Here is a 23,753-nt window from a genome sequence, read left to right on the forward strand (position 1 = left end):
TTCTTTCCTGCCCTTTTCGATGAGGGCAGGGCAAAGCAAAGGAACGACGATGTTCTCGTACTATCTCCAACTCGGCTTGCGCAGCCTGAGGCGCAACCCCATCCTGACCGCGCTGATGGTGCTCGGTATCGCGCTCGGCATCGCCGCGAGCATGACCACGCTGACCGTGCTGCATCTGATGGGCAGCGATCCGATTCCGTGGAAGAGCAGCAAGCTGCTGCACGTGCAGCTCGACAACTGGGACATCAACCAGCCCTACGGCGACGACGGCTCGCCGCCCGATCAGGTCAGCTATCGCGATGCGACGGCGCTGATGCAGGCGGGCAAGGCGGACAAGCAGACTGCGATCTTCAAGCTCGCCCTGCCGATCCAGCCGGAAAATCCCGAGGTCAAGCCGTTTCTCACGGTCGGGCGCGTCGCCTACGGCGATTTCTTCTCGATGTTCGAGCCGCGGTTCAAGTACGGCCAGGGCTGGGGCAAGGCCGAGGACGATGCGCATGCGCGCGTCGTCGTGCTCTCGCGCGAGACCAACGAGAAACTGTTCGGCGGCGCCGATTCGACCGGCAAGACCGTGCGCATCGACGGCAACGACTACCGAGTCAGCGGCGTACTCGACGACTGGACCCTGCGGGTCAAGTACTACGACCTGACCAATGGTTCGCTCGACGATACCGAAGCGTTCTTCATCCCGTTCACCACCGGCATCGACCTCAAGCAGCGTTCGAGCGGCAACAACAGCTGCTTCAAGGAATCCGGTCCGGGCTGGGATGCGTATCTCGCCTCCGAATGCGTGTGGATGCAGGTCTGGGTGCAGCTCGATTCGCCTGCGCGCAAGGCGGAATACAAATCGTTTCTCGACAGCTATGTCAACGAACAGAAGAAACTCGGCCGGTTTGCGCGGCCGCTCGACAATCGCCTGCTCGACGTCAACCAGTGGATGGCCGATCAGAAAGTGGTTTCGGGTGACGTGAAGGTGCAGGCCGGACTCGGTTTTGCGTTCCTGCTCGTCTGCCTCGTCAACACGATCGGCCTGCTGCTGGCGAAATTCACGCGCAAGGCCGGTGAAGTTGGCCTGCGCCGCGCGCTCGGTGCGAGTCGGCGCCAGGTGTTCGCGCAGTTCCTTGTCGAATCCGGCGTGGTCGGCCTGTCCGGCGGGTTCATCGGTCTGCTGTTGACCGGACTCGGCCTGTACGCCGTACGCGCGTTGTATACCGACTACAAGACGGTGGCGCATCTCGACTGGTCGATGGTGGCGACGACGATCCTGCTCGCGATCACTGCGGCGGTTCTCGCCGGACTGTATCCGACCTGGCGCGCGTGCCAGGTGGCGCCGGCAGCGCAATTGAAGACGCAGTAACTGGCGATGAATTGGGCATCCTGCCGCAATCATCGCACGCACGAGCGCGGCACAGCCGCGCTACGTGCTCCCGCTCGCAAGAGCCTCGCGGTTGGCGCATCCATGCGCCAAGCATCGATTTCTGAGAGGTCACACACATGGAATTCCGTCCCATTCTCTCCGCGCTGATGCGCAGCAAGGTCGCGATGATCCTGATCGGCCTGCAGGTGGCGTTGACGCTCGCGATCATGTGCAACGCGCTGTTCATCATCAATCAGCGCCTCGAACGCATGCATCGGCCGAGCGGGATGAACGAAACCGATACGTTCATCGTCGGCAGCTACGGCTTCGGCAGTGGCTTCAACGTGCAGACGACCGTCGATGCGGACCTCGCCATGCTGCGCAACCTGCCCGGCGTCGTCGATGTGGCGATGACCAACGGCATGGTGCCGATGGGCCAAAGCGGCTGGGGCAGCGGCGTCGGCCTGCAGCCGAACCAGAAGCAGGCCACCGCGCGCACGGCCTACTACATGGTCGACGACCACGCGATCAACGCCTACGGGCTCAAACTCGTCGCCGGGCGCAACTTCAAGCCCGAAGAAATCAGTTTCATGACGATGAACAACCGCAAGACTTCGCCGGTTGCAATCATCACCCAGGCGCTCGCGCTAAAACTCTTTCCGGACGGTAACGCGATCGGCAAGCAAATCTACGACGAGAACGAGCCGTTCACGATCATCGGTGTCGTCGACGCCCTAGAGAAGCCCTGGGTCGATGCGGAGGACGTCGAATACTCGGTCATGTGGCCGACGCACCTGGCCTATGGCAACGGCTCGACTTATCTGATTCGCGCCGAACCCGGCCGTCGCGACGAGGTCATGAAAGTAGTCGAAGCCAAGCTCGGCGAATCCAACCAGAGCCGCATCGTGCGCAGCATGCGCAGCATTGAGAAGGTGCGCGCGCAGGCCTATGCGAACGATCGCGCGATGGCGATCATTCTCGGCAGCGTGATCGCCGCGCTGCTGACGATCACCGCACTCGGCATCGTCGGCATGGCGAGCTTCTGGGTCGCGCAGCGGACCAAGCAGATCGGCACGCGCCGCGCGCTCGGTGCGACGCGCGGTTCGATCCTGCGCTATTTCCAGACCGAGAATTTCGTCATCACGACCTGCGGCTTGCTCCTCGGCGGCCTGCTCACCTACGCGTTGAGCCTGTGGCTGCTGACCCATGTCGACGGCGCGAAATTGCTGCCGTGGTACTACGTGCCGATCGGCTTCGCCTGCCTGTGGCTGCTCGGCCAGCTTGCCGTGCTCGGCCCGGCGACGCGCGCCTCGCGCGTGCCGCCCGCAGTGGCGACGCGCAGCGTCTGATCAGCGTTGCCTCCGCCGTCGCCGGGCATCCGCGCGACGGCGTCTTTCGGGCGCGTGGCCGGAATGCCGCGCGTCATTTTGTTTGCCACGGACAGCCGCGTAATACGTTTGTCATTCGATGCCCGCATCGTGCATGGCATTTCCGCGGCGCCCATGGTGCGCATCGATGCATATCGCCGATATCAGCCTGTTCTTCGCGCCGCATTCGGGCGGGGTGAAGCGCTACCTGCTGGCCAAACACGGCCATCTGGCAGGGCGTACGGGCGTGCGCCACAGCCTGCTCGTGCCCGGTGCGACAAGCGCCGAGATCGAGCCCGGCATCTTCACCCGCGGCGACTGGAACATTGCGTGCGCGGGCGGTTACCGCGTGCCGCTGCGCCCGGCGCGTTGGCGCAGCGCCCTCGCCGCGTTGCGCCCCGACGTGATCGAAGTCGGCGATCCCTACCATCTTGCTTGGGCGGCGCTCGCTGCGGCGAAGGATTGCGGCGCGATGACGGTCGCGTTTGCGCACTCGGATCTGCCGCGCATGATCGCGAGCCGCTTCGGCCGCCTCGCCGGACGCGCGGCCGACGCCTACCTGCGCCGGCTGTATTCGCGCTTCGATCTGATCCAGGCGCCGAGCCGGCTGATCGCGCAACGCCTGCGCGACAGCGGCATCGCACGCATCGTCGTGCAGCCGCTCGGCGTGGATACCCATGTGTTCCATCCGGCGCGGCGCGATGCGCGGTTGCGCGAAGAACTCGGTCTCGCCGCCGACGTGCGCCTGTCGATCTTCGCCGGACGCATGGCGCGCGAGAAGGACGTACCGTTGTTGCTGCGCACGTTCGCGCGGCTCGGGCGCGGCTACCACCTGATCCTGGTCGGCGGCGAACGCCGCGAGGCACTTTCGACGAACGTGACGATGCTGCCGTACGAGCAGGATCCGCTGCGTCTCGCGCGCCTGATCGCAAGCGCCGACGCACTCGTGCACGCGGGCACGCAGGAGACGTTCGGCCTGATTGCGGTCGAGGCGATGGCCTGCGGCCTGCCCGTGGTCGGCGTGCGCGCGGGCGCGCTGCCCGAACTGATCGACGATTCGGTCGGCGCGCTCGCCGAGGCGGGCGATGCCCGCGCGCTCGGCGCCGCGATCGAAAAAGTCCACGCGGGTGACACGGCTGCGATGGGCCGACGCGCACGCTTGCGCGTCGAACGCCGCTACTCCTGGCCCAGCGTGTTCGACCTGCAGCTCGACCGCTACGCGCGCCTGCTGCGCACGCGTTCGCACGCGTTCGTCGCCGCGGCCGAAGCGGCCGATTCCGTCGAAACGCCGAGCCGGCCGTGAGCGCGCGACTCTGCATCGCCGTGCACGACGTCGCACCGGCAACCTGGCCGCAATGCGCGCGCCTGTTCGATCTCGTCGACGCGCTCGGCGCGCCGCCGCTGACCCTGCTCGTCGTGCCCGACTGGCATGCGCAGGGCCGCATCGATGCCGCACCGCAATTCCGCCGCGCCATCGATGCGCGTATCGCGCGCGGCGACGAAGTCGCACTGCACGGCTATTTTCACCGCGACGACGCGCCCGCACCGCACTCGCCCGCCGCCTGGCTGCGTCGGCGCGTGCTGACTGCAGGCGAAGGCGAATTCGCCGCACTCGATGCCGACACCGCCGAATCGCGCCTGCACGCCGGACTCGATCTGCTGCGTCGACAGGGCTGGGCGGTCGACGGCTTCGTGCCGCCGGCCTGGCTTGCGAGCGCGGCGACACGGCGCGCACTGCAGCGTACTGATCTGCGTTGGACCTCGACCCACACGGCGCTGGTCGCACTCGACCGCGGCAGCGAGGAACGTATCGCCGCGCCGTGCCTGACCGCCTCGCCGCGCTCGCGCTGGCGCCGCGCCGCGAGCCGTGTATTTCTGCATGCGGGCCTGCGCCTGACCGCACGCGCGCCGCTCGTGCGTGTCGGCCTGCATCCGGCCGATGCCGATCATGACGAGCTGCTCGCATGCTGGCGCGAAGTGCTGACCGCGCTGCTGGCTGTGCGTCGCGCCGCGACGAAGTCGCAAGCCATCTCTGCACTCGTCCCTGAGCGCCGAAATCGAAAAGCCGCTGTCCCTGGCGGCATCTCTCAATGATGCGCCGCGCCGGCACGCTGCTGATCTTCGTCGCGCTCGTCGTCGCGCTCGTTGTGCCGGTCTGGCTCGGCGGCCGGCGTGCCGTGTTCACGAGTTTCGACCTGCCCGTGCACGCATACCTGTACCTGCTCGCGCTCGTGCTGTTCGGCTGGGCGATGCGCGCGGTCAAACAATGGCTGCTGATCGAACGTCTCGGCCTCGCCGTGGGCGCGTGGCGCAATCTCGCGATCTCGCTCGCGATCGATTTCGCCTTCCTCGCCACGCCCGGCGGTGTCGGCGGCTACGCGGCCGGCATCTACTACGTGCGCGCCATCGGCGGCTCGTACGCGCAGGCGGCGGCGATCTCGGCGGCCGACCAGGTACTCGACCTCATGTTCTTCGCGATCGCGATGCCGGTTGCGGCCTTGTGCCTGTCGCAGAGTACCCAGCTGTCGCCGTTGCTCGCCCACGGTGCCGCGTTCGGCGGCATTGGCGCGCTGGCCTTGCTTGTCGTGCTCGTACTCGCGCGGCGCCCGCTCGGCGCATGGTTTTTCGGCAGGCATGGGCCGATCGAGCGTATCGGCTTCCTGCGCCGACGTCGCGATGCACTGCGCGGCTTCGTCAACAACGTGCTCGCGCAGACGCAGATCCTGATGCAAGGGCCGCCCGCGTATTTCGCGCTTGCCTTCGCCACGACCGCGATGCAGTGGCTTGCGCGCTACGGCGTGCTCTGGCTCATCCTCGCACTGCTCGACGCGCAGGTGCCGTTCTCGCTCGCACTGCTGTTGCAAGGCGTCGTGCTGCACGTCGCGCAATGGACCGGAGTGCCGGCCGGTGGCGGCGGCGCGGACCTCGGTCTCGCCGTGACGCTCGCGCCGTTCGCATCGACCGCCGCGATTGCCAGTGCGCTGCTGCTGTGGCGCATCGCGACGTTGTACCTGAGCCTGATCGCCGGCATGATCTCGATCGCCGCGCTGCGCTGGCGCAGGCATTCTGCGCAGCCATTTTTAACGCGGATCGGAGCGGATGAACACGGATAAGAGCCGATCAAGCCGGTGAGAAATTTTTCAACGCTCTATCTGCTCTTATCCGTTTTTATCGGCTTTTATCCGCGTTAAAAAGCTCTTTTCACGATGTCGGAAGATCGATCACGATCGGCGGCACCGTGCGCGAGCGGCGCAGGTTGCCAAGCATGAAACCGCCGCGCAGCAGGCGTCCGGCGATCATGCGCGTGATCCGGCTGACGTCGCGGAACGGCTTGAAATGGCTGGCACGGCGTTCCTCTTCGTAGCTCGCCTTGATCGGCACCGAGACGGTGCGGATACCTCGCGTTGCGCACTCGATCAATATTTCACTCTCGAAGACGAAGCCGTCGTGCGGCAGCGCGAGCGCGGTCTCGATCGCGGCGCGCGGGTAGTAGCGCTGACCGCTTTGCGAATCGACGATGCGCTGGCCGCAGGCCCAGGACACCCAGAAATCGGCTTGCGCGTTGCCGAAGCGGTTCTTGTCCGGCTGCGCGTCCTTGCCGAGCAGGCGCGCGCCGATGACGATATGGTTTGGATACTCCTTGGCCGCGGCGAGCAGGCGCGGCAGGTCGGCCGCGTCGTGCTGGCCGTCGCCATCCATCGTCAGCACGCCGTCGGCGCCGAGCTTGAGCGCAAGTTCGAAGCCGTCGCGCAGCGCCATCGCCTTGCCCTGCGGCGCGGCATGGCGAATGCGTTCGAGCGGCAGGTCGGCGACGACCTCGGAGGTGCGGTCGCTGGAACCGTCGTCGACGAGAATCACCTTGGCGCAATAGCGCAGCGCGGCCGTGAGCACGGCGCGGATCGCGCGCTCCTCGTTCAACGCGGGGATCACGACGACGCCGGTCGCTGCCGCTTCCGCGCTCTGCGCTGCCTGAGTTTGCTCCCCGGTCAAAACGAAATCTCCAGATGCAATGCCGATGCCGGCAAGTCTTTGTCGGCATGCAGGGCGAAGTCAAACCCCTTGGTCTCCCCCTGCGCCAGCGCGACCAGCAACGGCAGACTTGCGGCTGCCGGATTGCGCGCCTGCAGAGCGTGCAGCGACGGCGGCAGCGGCGCAAGTTCTGCCGCAGCATGGGCCTGCAGATCCAGGCGCAGCCGCGCGATCTGCTGCGCCGTGGCGGGCGCGAGCACGAAGGCGACGGCGAATGGCGCATCGCAGTCGATGAGGGCAGCGAGCGGGCCCGTCGCCGCGATGTCGAATGCGACGTAGAGCACCGGCTTCGCTTCGCTCGCGGCGATCGTGGCCGCTTCAAGCAGGCCGGCGGCGAACGTGGCGGAACCCGCGCTCAACGCGGTCGACGAGGCCATGCAGGCGCTCGCGATCGTCCAGTATCCGGCCGGCGCGTTGTGCACGGAATTGTGGAACTTGGTCGGCGACAGTTCGAGCGGCGTGTGCGCGAGCACGGCGCAAAGATAATCGTTGATCGCCAGGTCGCCGTAGGCCGAAGCGAATACGTTCTGCAGGTCGCGCGGCGCGCGTCCGGCCATCGCGCAGGCCTGTTCGGCCGCGGCGAGCGCGAGCAACACCGAATCCGGCGCGCGGCGGCGCTCGTTCGGCGTCAGCGATGCCGGCGCAGGCCGCTCGAACGGTTGCGCGGTGTGCGCGCTTCCGCTGCGCAGCAGCTCGCGCGCTGCCGCCCAGTCGGGCATGCCCGACGCGCAAACGCCGATGCCTTCGATCGCCAGTTCCAGCGCCGCGCTCATGCCGTGTCCGCCCGCGCGAAGGCCAGGCAACAATTGTTGCCGCCGAAACCGAACGAATTCGACAGCGCGATGCGCAAATTTGCTTCGCTGTTGTCGATGCGGATCTGCGGGCCGCAGGCCGGGTCGAGCTCGCGCGTGTTCAGCGTGCCCGGTGCGAAGCCGCGCTCGAGCGCGATCAGCGTGATCGCCGCTTCGAGGATGCCGGCCGCACCGAGCGTGTGTCCGCTCCAGCCCTTGGTCGAGCTCGCGCGCGTCGACGCCGGGAAGCGGCGCGCGATCAGCGCGGCCTCGACCTCGTCGTTCTGCCTGCTCGCCGTGCCGTGCAGGTTGATGTAGTCGACTTGGGCCGCAGAGATGCCTGCGCGTGCGAGCGCGTCGTCGAGCGCGCGTTCGGCGCCGAGTCCCTGCGGATGCGGCGCGGACATGTGGTGCGCGTCGCTGGATTCACCGTAACCGATCAGCAACGGTGTGTCTTTTTCCACTTTTCCACTTTGCGGCATGCGCTCGAGAATGGCGAAGCCGGCGGCTTCGCCGAGCGAAAGGCCGCGGCGGTTCGCGTCGAACGGCCGGCATTCCTCATTGGAGACGAGTTCGAGCGAATTGAAGCCGAACAGCACGCTGTCGCAGAGCGTGTCGACGCCGCCGACGATCGCCGCATCGGCGAGGCCGAGGCGCAGCAGGCGTTCGGCGCTGGCGAACACCTTCGCGCTCGACGAGCAGGCCGTTGCGATCGTCAGGTTCGGCCCGGCGAGGCCGAGCGCGTGCGCGACGAACAGGCCGAGCGCGTGCGGCTGGTGCACCTGCGGGCGGCTTTGCGCGCTGGAGAGGCGTCCCTGCGCATCGAGTTCGCGATAGGCGCGCTCGGTTTCGCCGATGCTCGACGTCGACGTGCCGAGCACGAGCGCGACGCGCGCGGCACCGTGGCGTTCGCGCAGCGCATGCGCGCGTTCGAGAAAGCCGTCCTGGGTGAGGCCCAGCCAGGCGAGACGATGGTTGCGCGAGTCGAATGACGCGAGCGCATCGGGCAGGGAAAGCTGCTCGAGCCCGGCGACGCGGCCGATCCGGCAGTCGAGCGGCTGGGTCGAAAATGAATTCGCGATCAATCCGCCGGCGCGCGTTTCGAGCGCGCGCGCAATCGCCTGCGACCCGCGTCCGGCGGCGCAGGTAGCGGTACAGGCGGTGATGGCAAGCGGCGCAATGCGGGCTGGCAAGAAGAAGCGTCGAAGCGAAATACGATGGCGAAGTATAGGTTTGCGCAGCAACACCCCGCAACGTGGCGACGGCCATCATGCTCGATGATGCGTACCGATACGCGCGCGCGGCGCAGTATCATTCACGCTCCCTCCGCATCGAAAAGCTGCATTCCCGTGGATTCCCTGGCCGTTGTCGAAACCTATCTGCGCGATCTGCAGGATCGCATCTGCACCGCGCTCGAACGCGTCGACGGCGGCGCACGGTTCGTTGCCGACGAGTGGATGCGCAGCGAGGGCGGCGGTGGGCGCTCGCGCGTGCTCAAGGACGGCGCCGTGTTCGAACAGGGCGGGGTCAACTTCTCGCGCGTGGAAGGCAAGACCTTGCCGCCGTCCGCCACGGCGCATCGGCCCGAACTCGCCGGGCGCGCATGGTCGGCGCTCGGTGTCTCGCTCGTGCTGCATCCGCGCAACCCGTATGTGCCGACCACGCACATGAACGTGCGTTATTTCGAGGCACGCGCGCAGGACGCCGAACCGGTGTGGTGGTTCGGCGGCGGCTTCGACCTGACACCTTACTATCCGTTCGATGAGGATGTCGTGCACTGGCACCGCGTCGCACGCGACCTGTGCGCGCCGTTCGGGACGGACGTCTACGCGCGCTACAAGAAATGGTGCGACGACTACTTTTTCCTCAAGCATCGCAACGAGACGCGCGGCGTCGGCGGCTTGTTTTTTGATGATCTGAATCAAGGCGGCTTCGCGCGTTGCTTCGATTTCATGCGCGCGGTCGGCAACGGTTTCCTCGATGCCTACCTGCCGATCGTGGAAAAAAGAAAAGGTACATCTTTCGGCGAACGCGAGCGCGAGTTCCAGTTGTACCGGCGCGGGCGTTACGTCGAGTTCAACCTCGTTTACGACCGCGGCACGCTGTTCGGCCTGCAATCTGGCGGGCGCACCGAGTCGATCCTGATGTCGCTGCCGCCGCGCGTGCGCTTCGAGTACGCCTACGCGCCGCCTGCCGGTTCGACCGAGGCGCGACTGGCCGAGTATCTCGTGCCGCGCGAATGGGTTTAGAGCCTATCCTCAAAGCGCAGTAGCTTTGAGGGCAGGATCGGTCAGCGCGACAGGAATTTCAGCACGAAATTCGCCAGTTTCCCGTAGGGCGGTCTTAGCACTTTCATGCTGCTGAAGCGTGCCTGGTAGAGCACGGGTTTCTGCTTGCTGAAGGTGAGGAAGCCTTCGTGGCCATGATAGTGGCCCATGCCGGACGGGCCGACACCGCCGAACGGCAGCTTCGATTGCGCGATGTGCAGCACCGTGTCGTTGACGGTGACCCCGCCGGCGATCGTGCGCTCGAGCACGCGCTCGGTGCGTGCGCGGTCGTGGTCGAAATGGTAGAGCGCGAGCGGGCGCGGACGCGCATTGACGAAATCGATCGCGGCATCGACCGAATCGACGCTGACGATCGGCAGGATCGGGCCGAAGATCTCGTCCTGCATCAGCGCGAGATGCGCGGGCGGATCGATCACGAGCGTCGGCGCGAGGACGCGGTTGGCGGCATCGCCCTGGGCGAGTTCGACCACGTTCGCGCCGGCCGCGCGTGCCTCGTCGAGATAGCCGGCAAGGCGCTTGAATTGTCCTTCGTTGACGATGCTCGTGTAAGCGGCGTTGGTCGCGAGGTCCGGATAGCGCTGTGCGACGACACGCTGCATTTCGGCAACGAACGGCGCGACGCTTTCCTTCGGCATCAACACGTAGTCGGGCGCGATGCAGGTCTGGCCCGCATTGAGTAGCTTGCCCGCCGCGATGCGATCGACCGCGGTCGCGATCGAATAACCGGGCGCGAGGATCGCCGGCGACTTGCCGCCGAGTTCCAGCGTCACCGGCGTCAGGTTCTGCGCGGCGGCGAGCATGACCTTGCGCCCGACTGCGGTCGAGCCGGTGAAGAAAAGATGATCGAACGGCAGCGCGGCGAACGCGGCGGCAACGTCGGCGCCGCCGAGTACGGTCGTGACGCGATCGGTCGGGAAGACTTCTTCGAGCAGCGCCTTCAACTCTTCCGACGTGCGCGGCGTGTGCTCGGACGGCTTGAGCATCACGTGGTTGCCCGCGGCGATCGCGGCCGACAGCGGCAGCAGGGCGAGGTTGACCGGGTAGTTCCACGGCGAAATCACGCCGACCACGCCGAGTGGCTGGTAGCGCACTTCGGTATGCGCGGGCCAGAACAGCCAGTCGGCCAAGTCACGCTTGCTGCGCATCCAACCGTGCAGGTGGGCGCGGATGTGATCGATGTCGGCGAGCACCGTGAACGCATCGCCGAGGATGCAGTCCGCGCGCGCGCGCCGGCCGAAGTCGGCGTTCATCGCCGAGATCAACGCTTCCTGGCGTGTTTTGAACGAGCTGCGCAGGCGCTTCAGATCGTCCATGCGCTGCTGATACGTCGGCACGTTCGCGCGCTGCGCGGCGCGCAGGCGCTCGAGTGTGGCGGCGAGGTCGCTCGTGGTGACGGGCATGTCCATGGTCGATCCTGCGATTCGGTAGCGTATGGCGGCAGTTTAGCGCCCTCCGCGTGCGGCGACATGGGAGCGACGACGTGCGGGCGGGGGCAAAGCGGCCACGGTGCTACGATGCGCGCCCGGTACCTGGCACGTGAGAAGGAATCCCATGCACCTGCGCCCCTATCGCGGCCGCCTGCCGCGCCTCGGCGAAAACGCCTACGTCGACCCGGCCGCTGTGGTCGTCGGCGATGTCGAAATCGGCGCCGATACGTCGATCTGGCCCTTCGTTGCCGCACGCGGCGACGTCAATTTCATTCGCATCGGTGCGCGCAGCAACATCCAGGACAACTGCGTGCTGCACGTAACCCATGACGGTCCGTACACGCCGGGCGGCGCGCCGCTGATCATCGGCGAGGATGTCACCGTCGGCCATGGCGCGATCCTGCATGCGTGCACGATCGAGAACGCCTGCCTGATCGGCATGCACGCGACCGTGCTCGACAACGTGCACGTGCACAAGCACGCAATGATCGGCGCCGGCGCGGTGGTCTCTCCGGGCAAGATCGTCGGCGAAGGCGAGCTCTGGCTCGGCAATCCCGCGCGCTGCGTGCGCACGCTGACCGACAAGCAGATCGAGCAGTTGTACTACTCGGCCAAGCACTATGTGCGCTTGAAAGACGAATACCTTGAGGCAGAGCGGAATCGGTAGGCGCGGTGAGCTACGACTATTTCTTCTTCGCCAAGCCCGGCGACGGCAAAGTGCTTGCGATCGACGCCATCGGTCCGGACCTCCCATCGATCGGCTCGTTGGAGTTCGTGCGCGGTGAAATCAGCCGCGCGTTTCCCGCCGTACGCTGGGAGCCGCCGCATGGCGAGATACGCGCATGGTTTGGGCTGCAAGGGCCGCCTGAATTTCTGCTGCTGCCCGAAGACGGGGGGAAACTCTCTTGCTTCAAGGCCGCGTTTATCGAGCGCGAGGAAGTCCTTGCGCTCGCTGCGAGCATGAATCTCGTCGCCTTCGACCCGCAGCGTGGGGAAATACTCGGGGCCTAAATCAAGCGATCGTCAGGCTTTCCAGCCGCGCCAACGTCGCCATCGCCTCGGCCGCGTTTGCGCCGCACATCGCCGGTTCGGGTCTGAGATTACCGCAGACCGCAGGTCGCTCCGGTTTGCCGAATATCAAGCAGCGGTTGCGCTCATCCAATTGAATGCAGCGTATGCCGGCCGGTTTGCCGTTTGGCATGCCGGGGATCGGCGAGGAAATGGACGGCGCGATGCAGCAGGCACCGCAGCCGGCGCGACATTCCATGATCAATCCGTCGCCAGCAGCGGCAATTCCGCGCGCAACGCGTCGTGCACCGGATCGGTATCCGGCCGCATGCCGTGCCAGATCGCGAATGATTCGGCGGCCTGTTCGACGAGCATGCCGAGGCCGTCCAGCGCCTTGCCTGCGCCCGCAGCGCGAGCCCAGGCGACGAAGCCAAACGCGGCCGCGCCGTACGACAGGTCGTAGCACAGCGCGCGCGGCGCGACGAGGGCGAACGGCAGCTGCAGCGTTTCGCGGGCGACGCCGGCCGAGGTGGCGTTGACGATGAGGTCGAAGCTGCCGAGGTCGGCGAGGTCGTTCCAGTAGCGCGTGTGTACGCGCGACGGATCGCGGATCGAATCGGCGAGCGCATCGGCGCGCTCGGCGTTGCGGTTGACGATAACTAGTTCGCCGATGCCCGCGTCGAGCAGCGCATGCGCGGCCGCACGCGCGGCGCCGCCGGCACCGAGCAGCAGGCTGCGGCGTTCGCGTAAATCGAGGCTGTGGCGCCCGGTGAGATCGCGGATCAGACCGGGTCCGTCGGTGTTATCGCCGTGCCAGGAGCCGTCGACGCGCGTCAGCGTGTTGACCGCGCCGGCGCGGCTGGCGAAATCGGAGGTCTGCGCGCAGAGGCCGAACGCGTCCTGCTTCAACGGCAGGGTGATGTTCGCGCCGCGACCGCCGGCGTCGGCGAAGCGTGCAAGCGTCGCGGCGAACGCGTCCGCCGGCGCATCGATCGCGGCGTAGTCGAGCGTGATGCCAGTCTGCTTGCCGAACGTGGCGTGGATGCGCGGCGACAGCGAATGCGAAATCGGATGGCCGAACACGGCGTAGTCGGGCGAAGTCACGGCTGACTCCGTTCTTTGAGGTAGCGCGCGGCGTCGAGCGCGAAATAGGTCAGGATCGCATCGGCCCCGGCGCGCTTGATCGAGGTCAACGATTCGAGCACGACGGCTTTCTCATTGAGCCAACCGTTTTGCGCGGCGGCCTTGAGCATCGCGTACTCGCCGCTCACCTGATAAACGAACGTTGGCGCGCCGAAGCGTTGCTTCACGCGCTGGACGATGTCGAGATACGGCATGCCGGGTTTGATCATGACCGCGTCAGCGCCCTCGGCGAGGTCGAGCTCGATCTCGCGCAAGGCCTCGTCGCTGTTGCCGACGTCCATCTGATAGGTGTGCTTGTCGCCCTTGCCGAGATTGCCTGCCGAACCGACCGCGTCGCGGAACGGGCCGTAGAAGCCCGAGGCGTATTTGGCCGAGTAGGCGAGGATGCGGGTGTTCACATAGCCGGCTTTTTCCAGTGCGGCGCGCATTGCACCGACGCGGCCATCCATCATGTCGGACGGCGCGACGATGTCGAACCCGGCTGCGGCCTGGGCCAGGGTCATCTTGACGAGCGCTTCGATGGTCACGTCGTTGAGGATGTAGCCGCGCTCGTCGATCACGCCGTCCTGGCCGTGCGTCGTGTACGGATCGAGCGCGACGTCGCCGATCAGACCGAGTTCGGGGAACTTCGCCTTGAGCGCGCGCGCGGCGCGCTGGAACACGTTGTCGGGATTCCAGGCCTCGCGCCCGTCCTCGGTTTTGACCGACGCGGGCGGCGAAGGGAACAGGGCCAGCGCCGGAATGCCGGCGGCGACGCATTCGCCGGCGAGCTTTTCGAGCTGGTCGATCGACACGCGGTCGACACCGGGCATCGACGCAATCGGCTCGCGTTTGTCCTCGCCGTCGATGACGAAGGCAACCATGATCAGGTCGCTGGGCAGCAGGGTCGTCTCGCGCATCAGCGCACGCGAGAACGCATCGCGGCGCATGCGGCGCAGGCGGGTAGCGGGGTAGGGCATGGTTGGTCGTTACCTCGAAAGAGAGCGCACACGATAATCCAAGCGGCGACGCGGTGAAATCGGGCAGGCGGTCGCAGTACGTCGGAAAATCGAGCGGTAATATTCAGCGGTGATTCCGAGATGCCTCGGCATACTCCACAAACGTTCGGAGATTCATCGTTGTACCGGACGTTTCCAGAGTCGTCCTTACTAGCTTCACATAACCTCTTGGAAGAGGGAACAAAAATGCTAGCCCCGATCGTAGTGATGGCGTTGTTGTGCGCCACTGTCCTGTTGTTCGTTGCGTCAATCAAGCGCATCCCCGAAGGCCAGGCCTATACTCTGCGCCGCGTCGACGGGCATATGCGTACGGTAGGCGCCGGCACCCACCTGGTCCTGCCGCTGATCGAGCGCGTCGCGCACAAGATCCGCCTGTTCGGCAATGTCGTCGAAGTCGGCGAAATCGCGACCCCGGACCAAGGTGCGCTGCACGGCAAGATCTACTACCAGGTGCTCGACGCCGCGCGCGCCGACGCGATCATCGACGAGGTCGGCGTGCGCCTGCGCGAACGCCTGCCCGAGTTGGTCGCCGCGGCCCCGGAGCGTGACGCCGCCGCGCGTAACCTGCACCTGAAGACCGAGCTGAACCGCAGTCTGCGCGAGCGCGGCCTGCTGGTGACGCGCGTACAACTGGTCTGACGGAGCGGATTTTCGCTCCGCCTTGGCCCCAGGAGCGACCGCTCCAGGTCGCCTGCGCGGTGGAATTTGCCGCGCGCTGCCGCGATACTTGCCGGCCCCGCGCGGCCGTTCCGCGCCAGACCCGCCCGCATGCCCGCTGCTCCTCCCGCCATTGATCGCCCCTCGCTGCAGGCCCGTCTGCGTGCCGGTGCGGACGAACTTGGCCTTGCGCTGACGCCCGCGCAGAACGAGCGCCTGATCGACTATCTCGATCTGCTCGTGTGCTGGAACGCGGTCTACAACCTGACCGCGGTGCGCGATCCGGCGGAAATGGTCACGCGCCATCTGCTCGACTCGTTGGCGATCGCGCCGCTGGTGCGCGGTGCAACCTTGGTCGACCTCGGCACTGGCGCTGGATTGCCCGGCATTCCGCTGGCGATCCTGGCACCTGAGCGCAAGGTCACGCTGGCCGACAGCAACGGCAAGAAAACCCGTTTCCTGCGCGAGGCTGTGCGTGTGCTCGGCCTCGCCAACGCGCGCGTCGAGCAGGCACGCGTCGAGGATCTGCAGGGACAATACGACTGCATCACTGCACGCGCGTTCGCCGCGCTCGGCGATATCCTGACCTGGGGTGGCCATCTGCTCGCGCCTGATGGGGTGTGCGTGGCGATGAAGGGCGTAATCGACGAGGAGGAACTGCGCGGTCTACCGTCGGGCTTCCGCATCGAGGAAATCGTGGCGCTGGCCGTGCCGGGCTTGGGCGCGGCGCGACATGCCGTCATAATTAGGCGTTATCGCTGACGGCTACGCCGTAGCGATAACTGTCGGCGTTCGAGCGGCGGGGCCGCTCAACGCCGATGAGCCGAGTATGTGTCGGACAGAAATCCGATCTCACTACCGGCAATGTATCCTTTGGGGTTGGTCGATGACTCGCATCATTGCGGTAGTGAATCAGAAGGGCGGCGTGGGCAAGACCACGACCGCGGTCAATCTCGCGGCGGCGCTGGCCGAGGCGAAACGCCGCGTGCTGCTCGTCGATCTCGATCCGCAGGGCAACGCGACGATGGCCTCGGGCATCGACAAGCGCACAGCCAAGCCAACCGGCTGCGAAGTGCTGCTCGACGAGGCGCCGATCGAGACGGCGATTGTGCCGACGCCGGCCAATTTCGATCTGCTGCCCGGCAGTCGCGACCTGACCGCGGCCGAGATCAAGCTCATGGACATGCTCGCGCGCGAGTCGCGGCTGAAGGAGCAGCTGGCCAAGCTCGGCCAGCGCTACCACACGATCCTGATCGACTGCCCGCCGTCGCTGCACCTGTTGACGGTCAATGCGCTGACCGCGGCGGACGGCGTGCTGATCCCGGTGCAGTGCGAGTACTTCGCGCTCGAGGGCCTGACCAGCCTGCTCGACACGGTCAAGGCGGTACGTACGCGCTTAAATCCACATCTTGAGATCGACGGCATCCTGCGCACCATGTACGACGTGCGCAACAACCTCGGCAACGACGTCTCCGCCCAGTTGGCCAAACATTTCGGCGACAAACTGCTGCGTTCGGTGATTCCGCGCAATATCCGCCTGGCCGAAGCGCCGAGCCACGGTCAGCCGATCAACCTTTACGATCGCGAATCGCGCGGTGCGATCGCCTATTTCGGTCTTGCCGGTGAACTTTTGCGGCGCGATCGTGCGGCGGCGACCACGGGATCGACGCAGTCCGTGGCGGCTCCAGCGCCGGTCTCGAGTCCGCCCGCTGCCGCCGTTGGGGAAAAATCCGATGCCGCGCCGGCCGCCGAAGCGCCACCGCCGTCCATCGCCTCGCTGCTCGTGCGCTAAACTAGCGCACACAGGATTTCCAGAGACACCACATGGCAGCTGCAAAGCGGCGCGGCTTGGGCTCGCGCGATCTCGACGTATTGCTCGGCGGCGGTGATGTTGCCGCGGAGACCGCCGCAGCGGGCGACGATCTGCGCAACCTGCCGGTCGGGCGCATCGCGCCGGGCAAATACCAGCCGCGGCGCGTGTTCGATCAGGAAAAGCTCGCCGAGCTCGCCGCCTCGATCAAGGCGCAGGGCGTGATCCAGCCGATCGTCGTACGTCCGGTCGGCGCGGATCGCTACGAGATCATCGCCGGCGAGCGCCGTTGGCGCGCCTCGCAGCTCGCCGGGCTGGCCGAGATTCCGGCCATCGTGCGCGAGGTCGCCGATCCGGCGGTCGCGGCGATGACCCTGATCGAGAACATCCAGCGCGAGGACTTGTCCGCGCTCGAAGAGGCGCACGCGCTGCGCCGCCTGATCGACGAATTCAAGCACACGCACGAGCAGGTCGCCGAGGCGATCGGTCGTTCGCGCTCCGCCGTGTCGAACCTGCTGCGCCTGCTCGACCTGCCCGAGGAGATCAAGCGCCTGCTCAAGGAAGGCCAGATCGAGGCAGGCCACGCCAAGGCCTTGTTGACGCTGCAGCCGGCGCTCGCGCTTGGCCTGGCGCGACGCGCGGCCGAACACGGCTGGTCGGTACGCGAGCTCGAGGCCGCCGCGCGCAAAGCGCAGGCCGAGCCGCAGGGCAAGGCGAAGAAAGCGGCCGCGCGCGACGCCGACATCGTCGCGCTCGAGCGTGAGCTGTCCGAGAAACTCGCAGCTAGCGTCGCGATCCAGCATGGCAACAACGGACGCGGCAAGCTCGTGATCGGCTATCACAGCCTCGACGAGCTCGAAGGAATCCTCGAAAAAATCCGTCGCTGAGTCTTTGAACCCAAACTAACGAAAGTTTCGCGCAGACAACCCGGTCATGTCCCCTGTGAGCAGCAAGCAGCGACAGTTCGACGCGCTCGTACGCGGGTATTCGGGCGACCTGTTTCGTTACGCGTACTGGCTCTGCGGCGAGGAGGCGCTGGCGCAGGATCTCGTACAGGAGTCGTTCCTGCGTGCGTGGCGATCGCTCGACAGTTTGCGCGAGACCGCGGCGGCCAAGGCATGGCTGATCACGATCCTGCGCCGCGAGCACGCGCGTCTGTACGAGCGCAAGACGCCGCAGTTTGTGGACGTGGACGAAGTCGAGGTGGCCGACATGCGCGAGGCATTGACGCCGGAAGGCTCGGGCGAGGATGCGTTGATCCGCGCGGCGATGCTGAAGCTCGACGTGAAATATCGCGAGCCGCTGCTCATGCAGGTGCTCGGCGGGTTCTCCTGCGAGGAGATCGCGCGCGAGTTGAACATTTCCAGTGCCGCGGTGATGACCCAGTTGTTCCGCGCGCGGCAGAAGTTGAAGGCGATGCTCGGCGGCGAGCCGATCGAGGCACAGGTTTATGAATTGCGTTGAATTCCGGCGACAACTCGCGATCGATCCGCAGATGACTTCTGCGGACTTCGTGCAGCATCGCGCGGAATGCCCGCGTTGCGCCGAGGCGCATGCGCGGGCGCTGGCGTTCGAGGGCGATCTTGCGCGCGCGCTGAATGTCGCCGCGCCCGCGCAGCTCGCCGAGGCGATCCTGCTCGCGCAGACTACGGCGGAGCGGCGCCGGCGCGTGAATCTGCGCCGCGCTTCGATGTTCGCGGTGGCTGCCGCGCTCGTGCTTGGGATCGGCGTCGTCGGCATGCGCGCCGAGGCCAAGCCGCTGTCGGTGCAGGCGGTCGAGCATCTGGAGTCGGAGCAGGAAGTGCTCGCGCTGACCGCGCCGATCGCCGCGGCCGAGGTTGCCGCCACGTTTGCCAAGCGCGGCGTCGTCTTGAAGCAAGTCCCCGACGGCATCAGCTTCGTCGCACCCTGCCCGGTCGGAGCCAGCAAACACCGTTCCGTGCATCTGGTTATGCCGACGACAGATGGTCCGTTGACTGTGATCTATGTGGCCGACCAGAAAGTGAGTGCGGCCGCGGACTTCGAGCGCGACGGGCTGCGCGGCCGCAGCCTGCCGCTCGGCAACGGCACCCTGATCCTGCTGGCGAAAAGCCCGGCGGAGTTCGATCGCGTCGAGGCGCTTTGGCGCGCTGCCATCAGCGGCTAAGCCATTGGCGACAAGCGGCGCCGCGGCAGGCGATAATGACCGCATCAACTTCCGGATCGAAGCGATGCCCGACTTATCCGTCGTCGTGCCCGTGCACAACGAGCGCGACAATATCGTCCCGCTGCTGACCGAAATCGCCGCCGCACTACGCGGCAAGGTCGATTTCGAGATCGTCTATGTCGACGACCTGAGCCGTGACGACACCCTGGCCGTGCTGACTGCGGCCAAGGCGCAGTTCCCCGAACTGCGCGTGCTGCGCCACGTCGCCCAGAGCGGGCAGAGTACGGCTCTGCGTACCGGCATCAAGGCCGCGCGCGGTACCTGGATCGCCACGCTCGACGGCGACGGCCAGAACGATCCGGCCGATATCCCCAAGCTCATCGCGATGCGCGACGAGTCGGCGAAAGAGATCAAGCTGTTCGCCGGCTGGCGCGTCAACCGCCAGGACTCGGGCAGCAAGCGCTGGGCCTCGCGCTGGGCCAATCGAATCCGTTCGAACCTGCTCAAGGATGAAACGCCGGACACCGGCTGCGGGATCAAACTGTTCGAACGCGCCGCGTTCCTCGACTTGCCGTACTTCGACCACATGCATCGCTACCTGCCCGCGCTGATGCAGCGCGCCGGCTGGCAGGTGAAGAGCGTGCCGGTGAATCATCGCGCGCGCGGTGCGGGCGTGTCGAAATACAACAATCTCAACCGCGCTCTGGTCGGCATCTCCGACCTGCGCGGCGTGGCTTGGCTGATCCGCCGCTCCAAACGCACGGCGGTGGAAGAGCTCTGATCGCCCGGTGATTAGCGGCGGAATTAGCGCTGCTGCAGGATTGGTACGCGCAATGGCCGCGACCCTGTGTTCGCTTGCCCGTCGCCGCAGGCTGTGGAAGAATCGGGCGCAAGCGCCATATTCTGCGGTTGCTATCGGTTTCTCCGCAGTACAGCGGCGGTGATTTTGGAGCAGAAAGCGTGATCGATCCGGATGGCTACCGTCCGAATGTAGGCATCATCCTGTTGCGCGACGACGGCAGGGTGTTTTGGGCGCGCCGTGCGTTCAAGGACGGCTGGCAATTCCCGCAGGGCGGCATGCGCAGCGACGAAACCCCGCTCGAGGCGATGTATCGCGAACTGCATGAGGAGACCGGCCTGCGCCCGCATCACGTGCAGGTGCTCGGCGCGACGCCCGGCTGGCTGCGCTACCGCTTGCCGCCGCGCATGGTTCGGCGCAACCAGAAACCGACGTGCATCGGCCAGAAGCAGGTTTGGTTCCTGCTGCGTTTCGTCGGCGACGAGTCCGCGGTGCGCCTGGACGCCACCGACGAACCCGAGTTCGACCAGTGGCGCTGGGTGGATTTCTGGTATCCCGCGAGCCATGTCGTCTCGTTCAAGCGTGAGGTATACCAGCGCGCGCTGCGCCATCTCGCACCGATCGCGACGAATTACAGCCATGTCGGTCTGAGCGATGCGCTCGCGGTGGCCGAACAGATGACCGAGTCCGCCTTCGCCGCGGCCGAGCAGATGGCCGAGAATGCACGAGCGGTGGCCGAAAGCATGGCTGATCTGGCCGAGCGTCTCGGCAAGACGGCTTTGGCCAAGGCGGGATAGCGAAGAGCGCAGAGTCGCGCACTATTCAGGAACGAAAGGCGCTTCGAGCGCCTTTCGGCGTTTTCAGGCGCCGCATTTGCCGACGGGTTGCGTCTCAGAGAGAAGGTAGTTGACAATCATTCTCATTTGCAATTGAATATGGCCGTCGCATCACCATATTCGCGTCCATGTACGTCTGCATCTGCAATGCCGTCACCGAGAAGATGATCCGCCAGGCCGCCGCCGAGGGTGTGCGCAGCCTGGGCGAACTCACGCGTCGCACCGGTTGCTCGGGCGATTGCGGCAGTTGCGCTGATCTTGCCGAGCAAGTGCTGCGCGATGCGCATCGCCGCACCCGCACGGCATTCGGCCTCCCGCTCATCGCGCAGGCTGCCTAGCCGCGCCGCTTCGATCGCCGTGCGGCGCAGCCGCATCGTTCCGGTCCCTCCCGCAAATGCTCACGATTCGCGTTTCTTCGCGCGTCGTTGGCGCGCGCTATAGTCATTTTTGAAGAACGTACGGAGTTACCCAATGAAAGGCGACAAGCAGGTCATCGCTCACCTCAACAAGGCGCTGTTCAACGAACTGACCGCGATCAACCAGTATTTCCTGCATGCGCGCATGTACAAGAACTGGGGCTACAAGGAGTTGGCCGAGCACGAGTACAAGGAATCGATCGACGAGATGAAGCATGCGGACAAACTCATCGAGCGCATCCTGTTCCTTGAAGGCCTGCCTAACCTGCAGGCGTTGGGCAAGCTGTTGATCGGCGAGGGTCCGATCGAAGCGCTCAAATGCGATCTCAAGCTCGAGCAGATTGCGCATCCGGACCTCAAGGCCGCGATCGCGCACTGCGAGAAGGTAGGCGATTACGTCAGCCGCGAGCTGTTCGAAGAAATCCTCGAATCCGAGGAAGAGCACATCGACTGGCTCGAGACGCAGCTTGGTCTGGTCAAGCAGATTGGTGAAACCGGATATCTGCAGCAGAAGCTCGGTTCTTGAGCCCGGGCGATACGCGAAAGAGCGGAAGATAAGTGGAATGCCGGCCGAGCCGGCATGGCCTATGTGGGCTTCAGCACCACGAGCAGCACGATCGCGATCAAGAACAGCGCCGGTACCTCGTTGAACACGCGCAGCCAGCGTGAGGAGCGCGTGTTGCGGTCTTCGCCGAACTGTTTCACCAGATGCGCCAGGTAGGCGTGGTAGGCGACGAGGCCGAGCACGAGTGCCAGCTTGGCGTGCAGCCAGCCCTGGTGCAGGTAGCTGGGCACGAGGATCAGCGTCCAGATGCCGAAGGTCAGCGCGAGCGCGCCGCCGATGTGCGTGATTCCGAGCAGCCGTCGCTGCATGACTTGCAACTGCGCACGCACCGCCGCGTTGTCGGATTCGGCGTGGTAGATGAACAGGCGCGGCAGGTAGAACAGGCCGGCGAACCAGGTCACGACGAAGACGATGTGCAGGGCCTTGATCCAGAGCATCGGGCGCGAGCGAGTGTGAACCGGCAAGCAGTATAGCCGCGGAGAATGGATGCGGGGCTGCGTTTTTCGCTAAGCTTCCCGGCTCGTACTGCACGGCATGCGCATGGCCCACGTTCCGCCGCCTCCCGCCTTGGTCATTCGCCCGCACCAGGAGCGCTCGCGCTGGCGCGAATGGACGACGATCGGCTTGTTTTGGTTCGCCTCGATCCTCGTCGCCGTCGCGCTCACCTGGGCGCTGCGCGAGAACGTGCCGGCGGATGGCGTGGCCCAGCTCAGGCGCGCGCTCGAACAGAATGCGACCCTGCAGCAGCGCGTCGCCGTACTCGAGCGCGCGCAGCAGGTGGGAAATGCGGCGAATGCCGACCTGCAGCGCCAGATCGGCGAACGCCAGGCGGAGATCGCCGGGCTGCGCGCCGACCTTGCCTTCTACAGCAGCCTGACCCGCGCCGACGCCAAACGCGAAGGCTTCAGCGTGCAGGCGCTGAGTCTGGTCGCGGCGCGCGACAATTCGCGCCTGTTCAATTTTTCCGTCACCCTGACCCAGAATCTCAAGCCGGGCCAGATCGCAAGCGGACAGGTCAGACTCAGCGTCAGCGGCACGCGCGCTGACAAACTCGTGACGATCGACTGGACCGATCTCGCCGCCAACGCCGATGCGAAGGGAATCGGATTTTCTTTCAAGTATTTTCAACAAATAAAAGGTACTCTTCTGCTGCCGGAGGGCTTCGTGCCGAATGGCGTGCGTGTCGAGGCCGATGCCGGTTCCGAGTTCGGCAAGAGTTCGCGCGATTTCACATGGGGGGAAATACTGACCACGTCGGGAGGGACGCATGCTGGGGAATCGAAATAAGTCCAATCAGGCCGTACCGCCGGCCGAGACCACCTCGCTAATCGCGAATGGCACTCAGGTTCGCGGCGATGTCACCTTCAACGGCCGCCTGCACGTCGACGGCAGCGTCGAAGGCGCATTGCATGGCGAAGGCGACAACGCCGTGCTGACGCTGTCGAACAGCGCGCGCATCAAGGGCCAGATCACCGCACCGCATGTGGTCATCAATGGCGAGGTCGACGGCGACGTCACCGCGACGCAGCGCCTCGAACTTGCCGCCGGCGCGCGCGTCGAGGGCAACGTCTACTACAAGGTCATGGAAATGTCGGCCGGCGCGCAGATCAACGGCAAGATCGTGCACCGTGCCGAAACGCCGAAGCAGCTGGCTGCGCCGGAAGAAGTGGACGAGTTCGAGTTGTCCGGCGCCGCGCATACTTGATTTCGCGCGGATCGGCACGATCTACCAACGTATGGATACTACGCCCAGCTACCAGACTGCCCTCGAGCAGCCGCTAATCTTTACCGATGCGGCTGCGCACAAGGTGCGCGAGCTGATCGCCGAGGAGAACAATCCCGAGCTCAAGCTGCGCGTGTACATTTCCGGCGGCGGCTGCTCGGGCTTCCAGTACGGCTTCACCTTCGACGAGGCGCGCGCCGAGGACGACCTCGCGCTGGAAAAGGAAGGCGTCACCCTCGTCGTCGATCCCTTGAGCTTGCAGTATTTGATGGGCGCGGAAATCGACTACAGCGAAAGCCTGCAGGGCGCACAGTTCGTGATCCGCAATCCGAATGCGAAGACGACCTGCGGCTGCGGTTCGTCGTTCAGCATCTGATCGGCTGTTGCCGTCCG

At 65.7% G+C, this 23,753-nt stretch carries 28 protein-coding genes and 1 pseudogene; 21 read left to right on the plus strand and 8 right to left on the minus strand.

Going from position 1 to position 23,753, the window contains the following annotated elements:
• Positions 1-49 precede the first annotated feature (49 nt).
• From F455_RS0106745 to F455_RS0106765, 5 genes are all read left to right on the plus strand, one after another.
• The gene (locus F455_RS0106745) at positions 50-1,357 is read left to right on the plus strand and encodes an ABC transporter permease (protein WP_018972517.1); all 1,308 of its coding nucleotides are present in this window, start codon (positions 50-52) and stop codon (positions 1,355-1,357) included.
• A 137-nt stretch (positions 1,358-1,494) separates the two neighbouring features.
• On the plus strand, positions 1,495-2,706 hold the full coding sequence (locus F455_RS0106750) for an ABC transporter permease (RefSeq protein WP_018972518.1): 1,212 nt from the start codon (positions 1,495-1,497) through the stop codon (positions 2,704-2,706).
• A 166-nt stretch (positions 2,707-2,872) separates the two neighbouring features.
• Positions 2,873-4,027 (plus strand): N-acetylglucosaminyl phosphatidylglycerol synthase, encoded by a 1,155-nt coding sequence (gene gpgS / locus F455_RS0106755; RefSeq protein ID WP_018972519.1) that lies wholly within the window; start codon positions 2,873-2,875, stop codon positions 4,025-4,027.
• The gene (gene gpgD, locus F455_RS0106760; RefSeq protein WP_018972520.1) at positions 4,024-4,818 is read left to right on the plus strand and encodes an N-acetylglucosaminyl phosphatidylglycerol deacetylase; all 795 of its coding nucleotides are present in this window, start codon (positions 4,024-4,026) and stop codon (positions 4,816-4,818) included. Before gpgS ends, gpgD begins: the two co-directional genes overlap by 4 nt.
• A complete protein-coding gene (locus F455_RS0106765) occupies positions 4,815-5,837 on the plus strand; it encodes a lysylphosphatidylglycerol synthase transmembrane domain-containing protein (RefSeq protein ID WP_018972521.1) in 1,023 nt (340 codons plus the stop codon). The genes gpgD and F455_RS0106765 overlap by 4 nt, the downstream gene beginning before the upstream one ends.
• 88 nt (positions 5,838-5,925) lie before the next feature.
• Here the strand turns inward: F455_RS0106765 and F455_RS0106770 are convergent, their stop codons facing one another.
• Genes F455_RS0106770 through F455_RS0106780 form a run of 3 tightly spaced genes read right to left on the minus strand, consistent with a single transcriptional unit; the run spans position 5,926 to position 8,737 of the window.
• The gene (locus F455_RS0106770) at positions 5,926-6,714 is read right to left on the minus strand and encodes a glycosyltransferase family 2 protein (RefSeq protein ID WP_018972522.1); all 789 of its coding nucleotides are present in this window, start codon (positions 6,712-6,714) and stop codon (positions 5,926-5,928) included.
• Positions 6,711-7,526: a beta-ketoacyl synthase chain length factor gene (locus F455_RS0106775; RefSeq protein ID WP_018972523.1), complete on the minus strand. Its 816-nt coding sequence runs from the start codon at positions 7,524-7,526 to the stop codon at positions 6,711-6,713. The genes F455_RS0106770 and F455_RS0106775 overlap by 4 nt, the downstream gene beginning before the upstream one ends.
• Positions 7,523-8,737, minus strand: a complete 1,215-nt coding sequence (locus F455_RS0106780; protein WP_018972524.1) for a beta-ketoacyl-[acyl-carrier-protein] synthase family protein — start codon at positions 8,735-8,737, stop codon at positions 7,523-7,525. The genes F455_RS0106775 and F455_RS0106780 overlap by 4 nt, the downstream gene beginning before the upstream one ends.
• A gap of 156 nt (positions 8,738-8,893) precedes the next feature.
• Between F455_RS0106780 and hemF the strand changes: the two genes are divergently transcribed.
• Positions 8,894-9,793, plus strand: coding sequence for an oxygen-dependent coproporphyrinogen oxidase (hemF, locus tag F455_RS0106785; RefSeq protein ID WP_018972525.1), 900 nt, complete (start codon positions 8,894-8,896; stop codon positions 9,791-9,793).
• 41 nt (positions 9,794-9,834) lie between these two features.
• On the opposite strand, the gene F455_RS0106790 is transcribed toward hemF, so the two are convergent.
• On the minus strand, positions 9,835-11,238 hold the full coding sequence (locus tag F455_RS0106790; RefSeq protein WP_018972526.1) for a coniferyl aldehyde dehydrogenase: 1,404 nt from the start codon (positions 11,236-11,238) through the stop codon (positions 9,835-9,837).
• A gap of 145 nt (positions 11,239-11,383) precedes the next feature.
• On the opposite strand from F455_RS0106790, the gene F455_RS0106795 reads away from it, so the two are divergent.
• Together F455_RS0106795 and F455_RS0106800 are read left to right on the plus strand one after the other, a co-directional pair.
• The gene (locus F455_RS0106795) at positions 11,384-11,926 is read left to right on the plus strand and encodes a gamma carbonic anhydrase family protein (protein ID WP_018972527.1); all 543 of its coding nucleotides are present in this window, start codon (positions 11,384-11,386) and stop codon (positions 11,924-11,926) included.
• Positions 11,927-11,931: 5 nt separating this feature from the next.
• Complete coding sequence (locus F455_RS0106800; RefSeq protein WP_018972528.1) at positions 11,932-12,270, plus strand: hypothetical protein; 339 nt, start codon at positions 11,932-11,934, stop codon at positions 12,268-12,270.
• Position 12,271: 1 nt separating this feature from the next.
• Here F455_RS0106800 and F455_RS0106805 read toward each other — a convergent pair whose 3' ends face one another.
• Genes F455_RS0106805 through hemB form a run of 3 tightly spaced genes read right to left on the minus strand, consistent with a single transcriptional unit; the run spans position 12,272 to position 14,369 of the window.
• Entirely contained in the window at positions 12,272-12,526 is a 255-nt protein-coding gene (locus tag F455_RS0106805; RefSeq protein WP_018972529.1) for a YkgJ family cysteine cluster protein, read from the minus strand.
• Between the two features lie 2 nt (positions 12,527-12,528).
• Positions 12,529-13,371 carry a shikimate dehydrogenase gene (gene aroE, locus F455_RS0106810; protein WP_018972530.1) on the minus strand — a complete coding sequence of 281 codons (843 nt, stop codon included), beginning with the start codon at positions 13,369-13,371 and terminating at the stop codon, positions 12,529-12,531.
• A complete protein-coding gene (gene hemB, locus F455_RS0106815; RefSeq protein WP_026293150.1) occupies positions 13,368-14,369 on the minus strand; it encodes a porphobilinogen synthase in 1,002 nt (333 codons plus the stop codon). Before hemB ends, aroE begins: the two co-directional genes overlap by 4 nt.
• A gap of 225 nt (positions 14,370-14,594) precedes the next feature.
• Here hemB and F455_RS0106820 point away from each other — a divergent pair, with 225 nt between their 5' ends.
• The 10 genes and pseudogenes from F455_RS0106820 (at position 14,595) to bfr (ending at position 21,598) form a co-directional block, all read left to right on the plus strand.
• A complete protein-coding gene (locus tag F455_RS0106820; protein WP_026293151.1) occupies positions 14,595-15,047 on the plus strand; it encodes an SPFH domain-containing protein in 453 nt (150 codons plus the stop codon).
• Between the two features lie 129 nt (positions 15,048-15,176).
• Positions 15,177-15,827: a 16S rRNA (guanine(527)-N(7))-methyltransferase RsmG gene (gene rsmG, locus F455_RS0106825; protein ID WP_018972533.1), complete on the plus strand. Its 651-nt coding sequence runs from the start codon at positions 15,177-15,179 to the stop codon at positions 15,825-15,827.
• Positions 15,828-15,951: 124 nt separating this feature from the next.
• Positions 15,952-16,857: a ParA family protein gene (locus F455_RS0106830; RefSeq protein ID WP_018972534.1), complete on the plus strand. Its 906-nt coding sequence runs from the start codon at positions 15,952-15,954 to the stop codon at positions 16,855-16,857.
• Positions 16,858-16,889: 32 nt separating this feature from the next.
• Positions 16,890-17,762, plus strand: coding sequence for a ParB/RepB/Spo0J family partition protein (locus tag F455_RS0106835; protein WP_018972535.1), 873 nt, complete (start codon positions 16,890-16,892; stop codon positions 17,760-17,762).
• Positions 17,763-17,796: 34 nt separating this feature from the next.
• Positions 17,797-18,339: pseudogene (locus tag F455_RS20020) on the plus strand (sigma-70 family RNA polymerase sigma factor); the annotation flags it as partial.
• Positions 18,326-19,021 carry a DUF3379 family protein gene (locus tag F455_RS0106845; protein WP_083918813.1) on the plus strand — a complete coding sequence of 232 codons (696 nt, stop codon included), beginning with the start codon at positions 18,326-18,328 and terminating at the stop codon, positions 19,019-19,021. The pseudogene F455_RS20020 and the gene F455_RS0106845, both read left to right, overlap by 14 nt.
• A gap of 64 nt (positions 19,022-19,085) precedes the next feature.
• Positions 19,086-19,802 carry a glycosyltransferase family 2 protein gene (locus F455_RS0106850; protein ID WP_033409436.1) on the plus strand — a complete coding sequence of 239 codons (717 nt, stop codon included), beginning with the start codon at positions 19,086-19,088 and terminating at the stop codon, positions 19,800-19,802.
• 179 nt (positions 19,803-19,981) lie between these two features.
• Positions 19,982-20,617: an RNA pyrophosphohydrolase gene (locus tag F455_RS0106855; RefSeq protein WP_018972539.1), complete on the plus strand. Its 636-nt coding sequence runs from the start codon at positions 19,982-19,984 to the stop codon at positions 20,615-20,617.
• Between the two features lie 167 nt (positions 20,618-20,784).
• Positions 20,785-20,994: a (2Fe-2S)-binding protein gene (locus F455_RS0106860; protein WP_018972540.1), complete on the plus strand. Its 210-nt coding sequence runs from the start codon at positions 20,785-20,787 to the stop codon at positions 20,992-20,994.
• A 133-nt stretch (positions 20,995-21,127) separates the two neighbouring features.
• Positions 21,128-21,598 (plus strand): bacterioferritin, encoded by a 471-nt coding sequence (bfr, locus tag F455_RS0106865; protein ID WP_018972541.1) that lies wholly within the window; start codon positions 21,128-21,130, stop codon positions 21,596-21,598.
• A 59-nt stretch (positions 21,599-21,657) separates the two neighbouring features.
• On the opposite strand, the gene F455_RS0106870 is transcribed toward bfr, so the two are convergent.
• Positions 21,658-22,101: a CopD family protein gene (locus tag F455_RS0106870; RefSeq protein WP_245539948.1), complete on the minus strand. Its 444-nt coding sequence runs from the start codon at positions 22,099-22,101 to the stop codon at positions 21,658-21,660.
• Between the two features lie 76 nt (positions 22,102-22,177).
• Here F455_RS0106870 and F455_RS20025 point away from each other — a divergent pair, with 76 nt between their 5' ends.
• From F455_RS20025 to erpA, 3 genes are read left to right on the plus strand one after another with little or no spacing between them, the layout of a single operon-like run.
• Positions 22,178-22,924 (plus strand): DUF6776 family protein, encoded by a 747-nt coding sequence (locus tag F455_RS20025; RefSeq protein ID WP_157578504.1) that lies wholly within the window; start codon positions 22,178-22,180, stop codon positions 22,922-22,924.
• A complete protein-coding gene (locus F455_RS0106880; RefSeq protein WP_018972544.1) occupies positions 22,905-23,342 on the plus strand; it encodes a bactofilin family protein in 438 nt (145 codons plus the stop codon). The genes F455_RS20025 and F455_RS0106880 overlap by 20 nt, the downstream gene beginning before the upstream one ends.
• A gap of 31 nt (positions 23,343-23,373) precedes the next feature.
• Complete coding sequence (erpA, locus tag F455_RS0106885) at positions 23,374-23,736, plus strand: iron-sulfur cluster insertion protein ErpA (RefSeq protein WP_018972545.1); 363 nt, start codon at positions 23,374-23,376, stop codon at positions 23,734-23,736.
• Positions 23,737-23,753: the final 17 nt, after the last annotated feature.

It is taken from the genome of Rudaea cellulosilytica DSM 22992, from assembly GCF_000378125.1.
Classification (GTDB): domain Bacteria; phylum Pseudomonadota; class Gammaproteobacteria; order Xanthomonadales; family Rhodanobacteraceae; genus Rudaea; species Rudaea cellulosilytica.

Coding starts and splice junctions, on each gene's coding strand:
- F455_RS0106820 (WP_026293151.1), top strand. CDS start 14,595: ATGCTAGCCCCGATCGTAGTGATGGCGTTGTTGTGCGCCACTGTCCTG.
- F455_RS20025 (WP_157578504.1), top strand. CDS start 22,178: ATGGCCCACGTTCCGCCGCCTCCCGCCTTGGTCATTCGCCCGCACCAG.
- F455_RS0106775 (WP_018972523.1), bottom strand. CDS start 7,526: ATGAGCGCGGCGCTGGAACTGGCGATCGAAGGCATCGGCGTTTGCGCG.
- F455_RS0106790 (WP_018972526.1), bottom strand. CDS start 11,238: ATGGACATGCCCGTCACCACGAGCGACCTCGCCGCCACACTCGAGCGC.
- F455_RS0106805 (WP_018972529.1), bottom strand. CDS start 12,526: ATGGAATGTCGCGCCGGCTGCGGTGCCTGCTGCATCGCGCCGTCCATT.
- F455_RS0106880 (WP_018972544.1), top strand. CDS start 22,905: ATGCTGGGGAATCGAAATAAGTCCAATCAGGCCGTACCGCCGGCCGAG.
- erpA (WP_018972545.1), top strand. CDS start 23,374: ATGGATACTACGCCCAGCTACCAGACTGCCCTCGAGCAGCCGCTAATC.
- F455_RS0106850 (WP_033409436.1), top strand. CDS start 19,086: ATGCCCGACTTATCCGTCGTCGTGCCCGTGCACAACGAGCGCGACAAT.
- bfr (WP_018972541.1), top strand. CDS start 21,128: ATGAAAGGCGACAAGCAGGTCATCGCTCACCTCAACAAGGCGCTGTTC.
- F455_RS0106745 (WP_018972517.1), top strand. CDS start 50: ATGTTCTCGTACTATCTCCAACTCGGCTTGCGCAGCCTGAGGCGCAAC.
- F455_RS0106750 (WP_018972518.1), top strand. CDS start 1,495: ATGGAATTCCGTCCCATTCTCTCCGCGCTGATGCGCAGCAAGGTCGCG.
- F455_RS0106830 (WP_018972534.1), top strand. CDS start 15,952: ATGACTCGCATCATTGCGGTAGTGAATCAGAAGGGCGGCGTGGGCAAG.
- rsmG (WP_018972533.1), top strand. CDS start 15,177: ATGCCCGCTGCTCCTCCCGCCATTGATCGCCCCTCGCTGCAGGCCCGT.
- F455_RS0106795 (WP_018972527.1), top strand. CDS start 11,384: ATGCACCTGCGCCCCTATCGCGGCCGCCTGCCGCGCCTCGGCGAAAAC.
- F455_RS0106845 (WP_083918813.1), top strand. CDS start 18,326: ATGAATTGCGTTGAATTCCGGCGACAACTCGCGATCGATCCGCAGATG.
- hemB (WP_026293150.1), bottom strand. CDS start 14,369: ATGCCCTACCCCGCTACCCGCCTGCGCCGCATGCGCCGCGATGCGTTC.
- F455_RS0106860 (WP_018972540.1), top strand. CDS start 20,785: ATGTACGTCTGCATCTGCAATGCCGTCACCGAGAAGATGATCCGCCAG.
- F455_RS0106835 (WP_018972535.1), top strand. CDS start 16,890: ATGGCAGCTGCAAAGCGGCGCGGCTTGGGCTCGCGCGATCTCGACGTA.
- gpgS (WP_018972519.1), top strand. CDS start 2,873: ATGCATATCGCCGATATCAGCCTGTTCTTCGCGCCGCATTCGGGCGGG.
- F455_RS0106765 (WP_018972521.1), top strand. CDS start 4,815: ATGATGCGCCGCGCCGGCACGCTGCTGATCTTCGTCGCGCTCGTCGTC.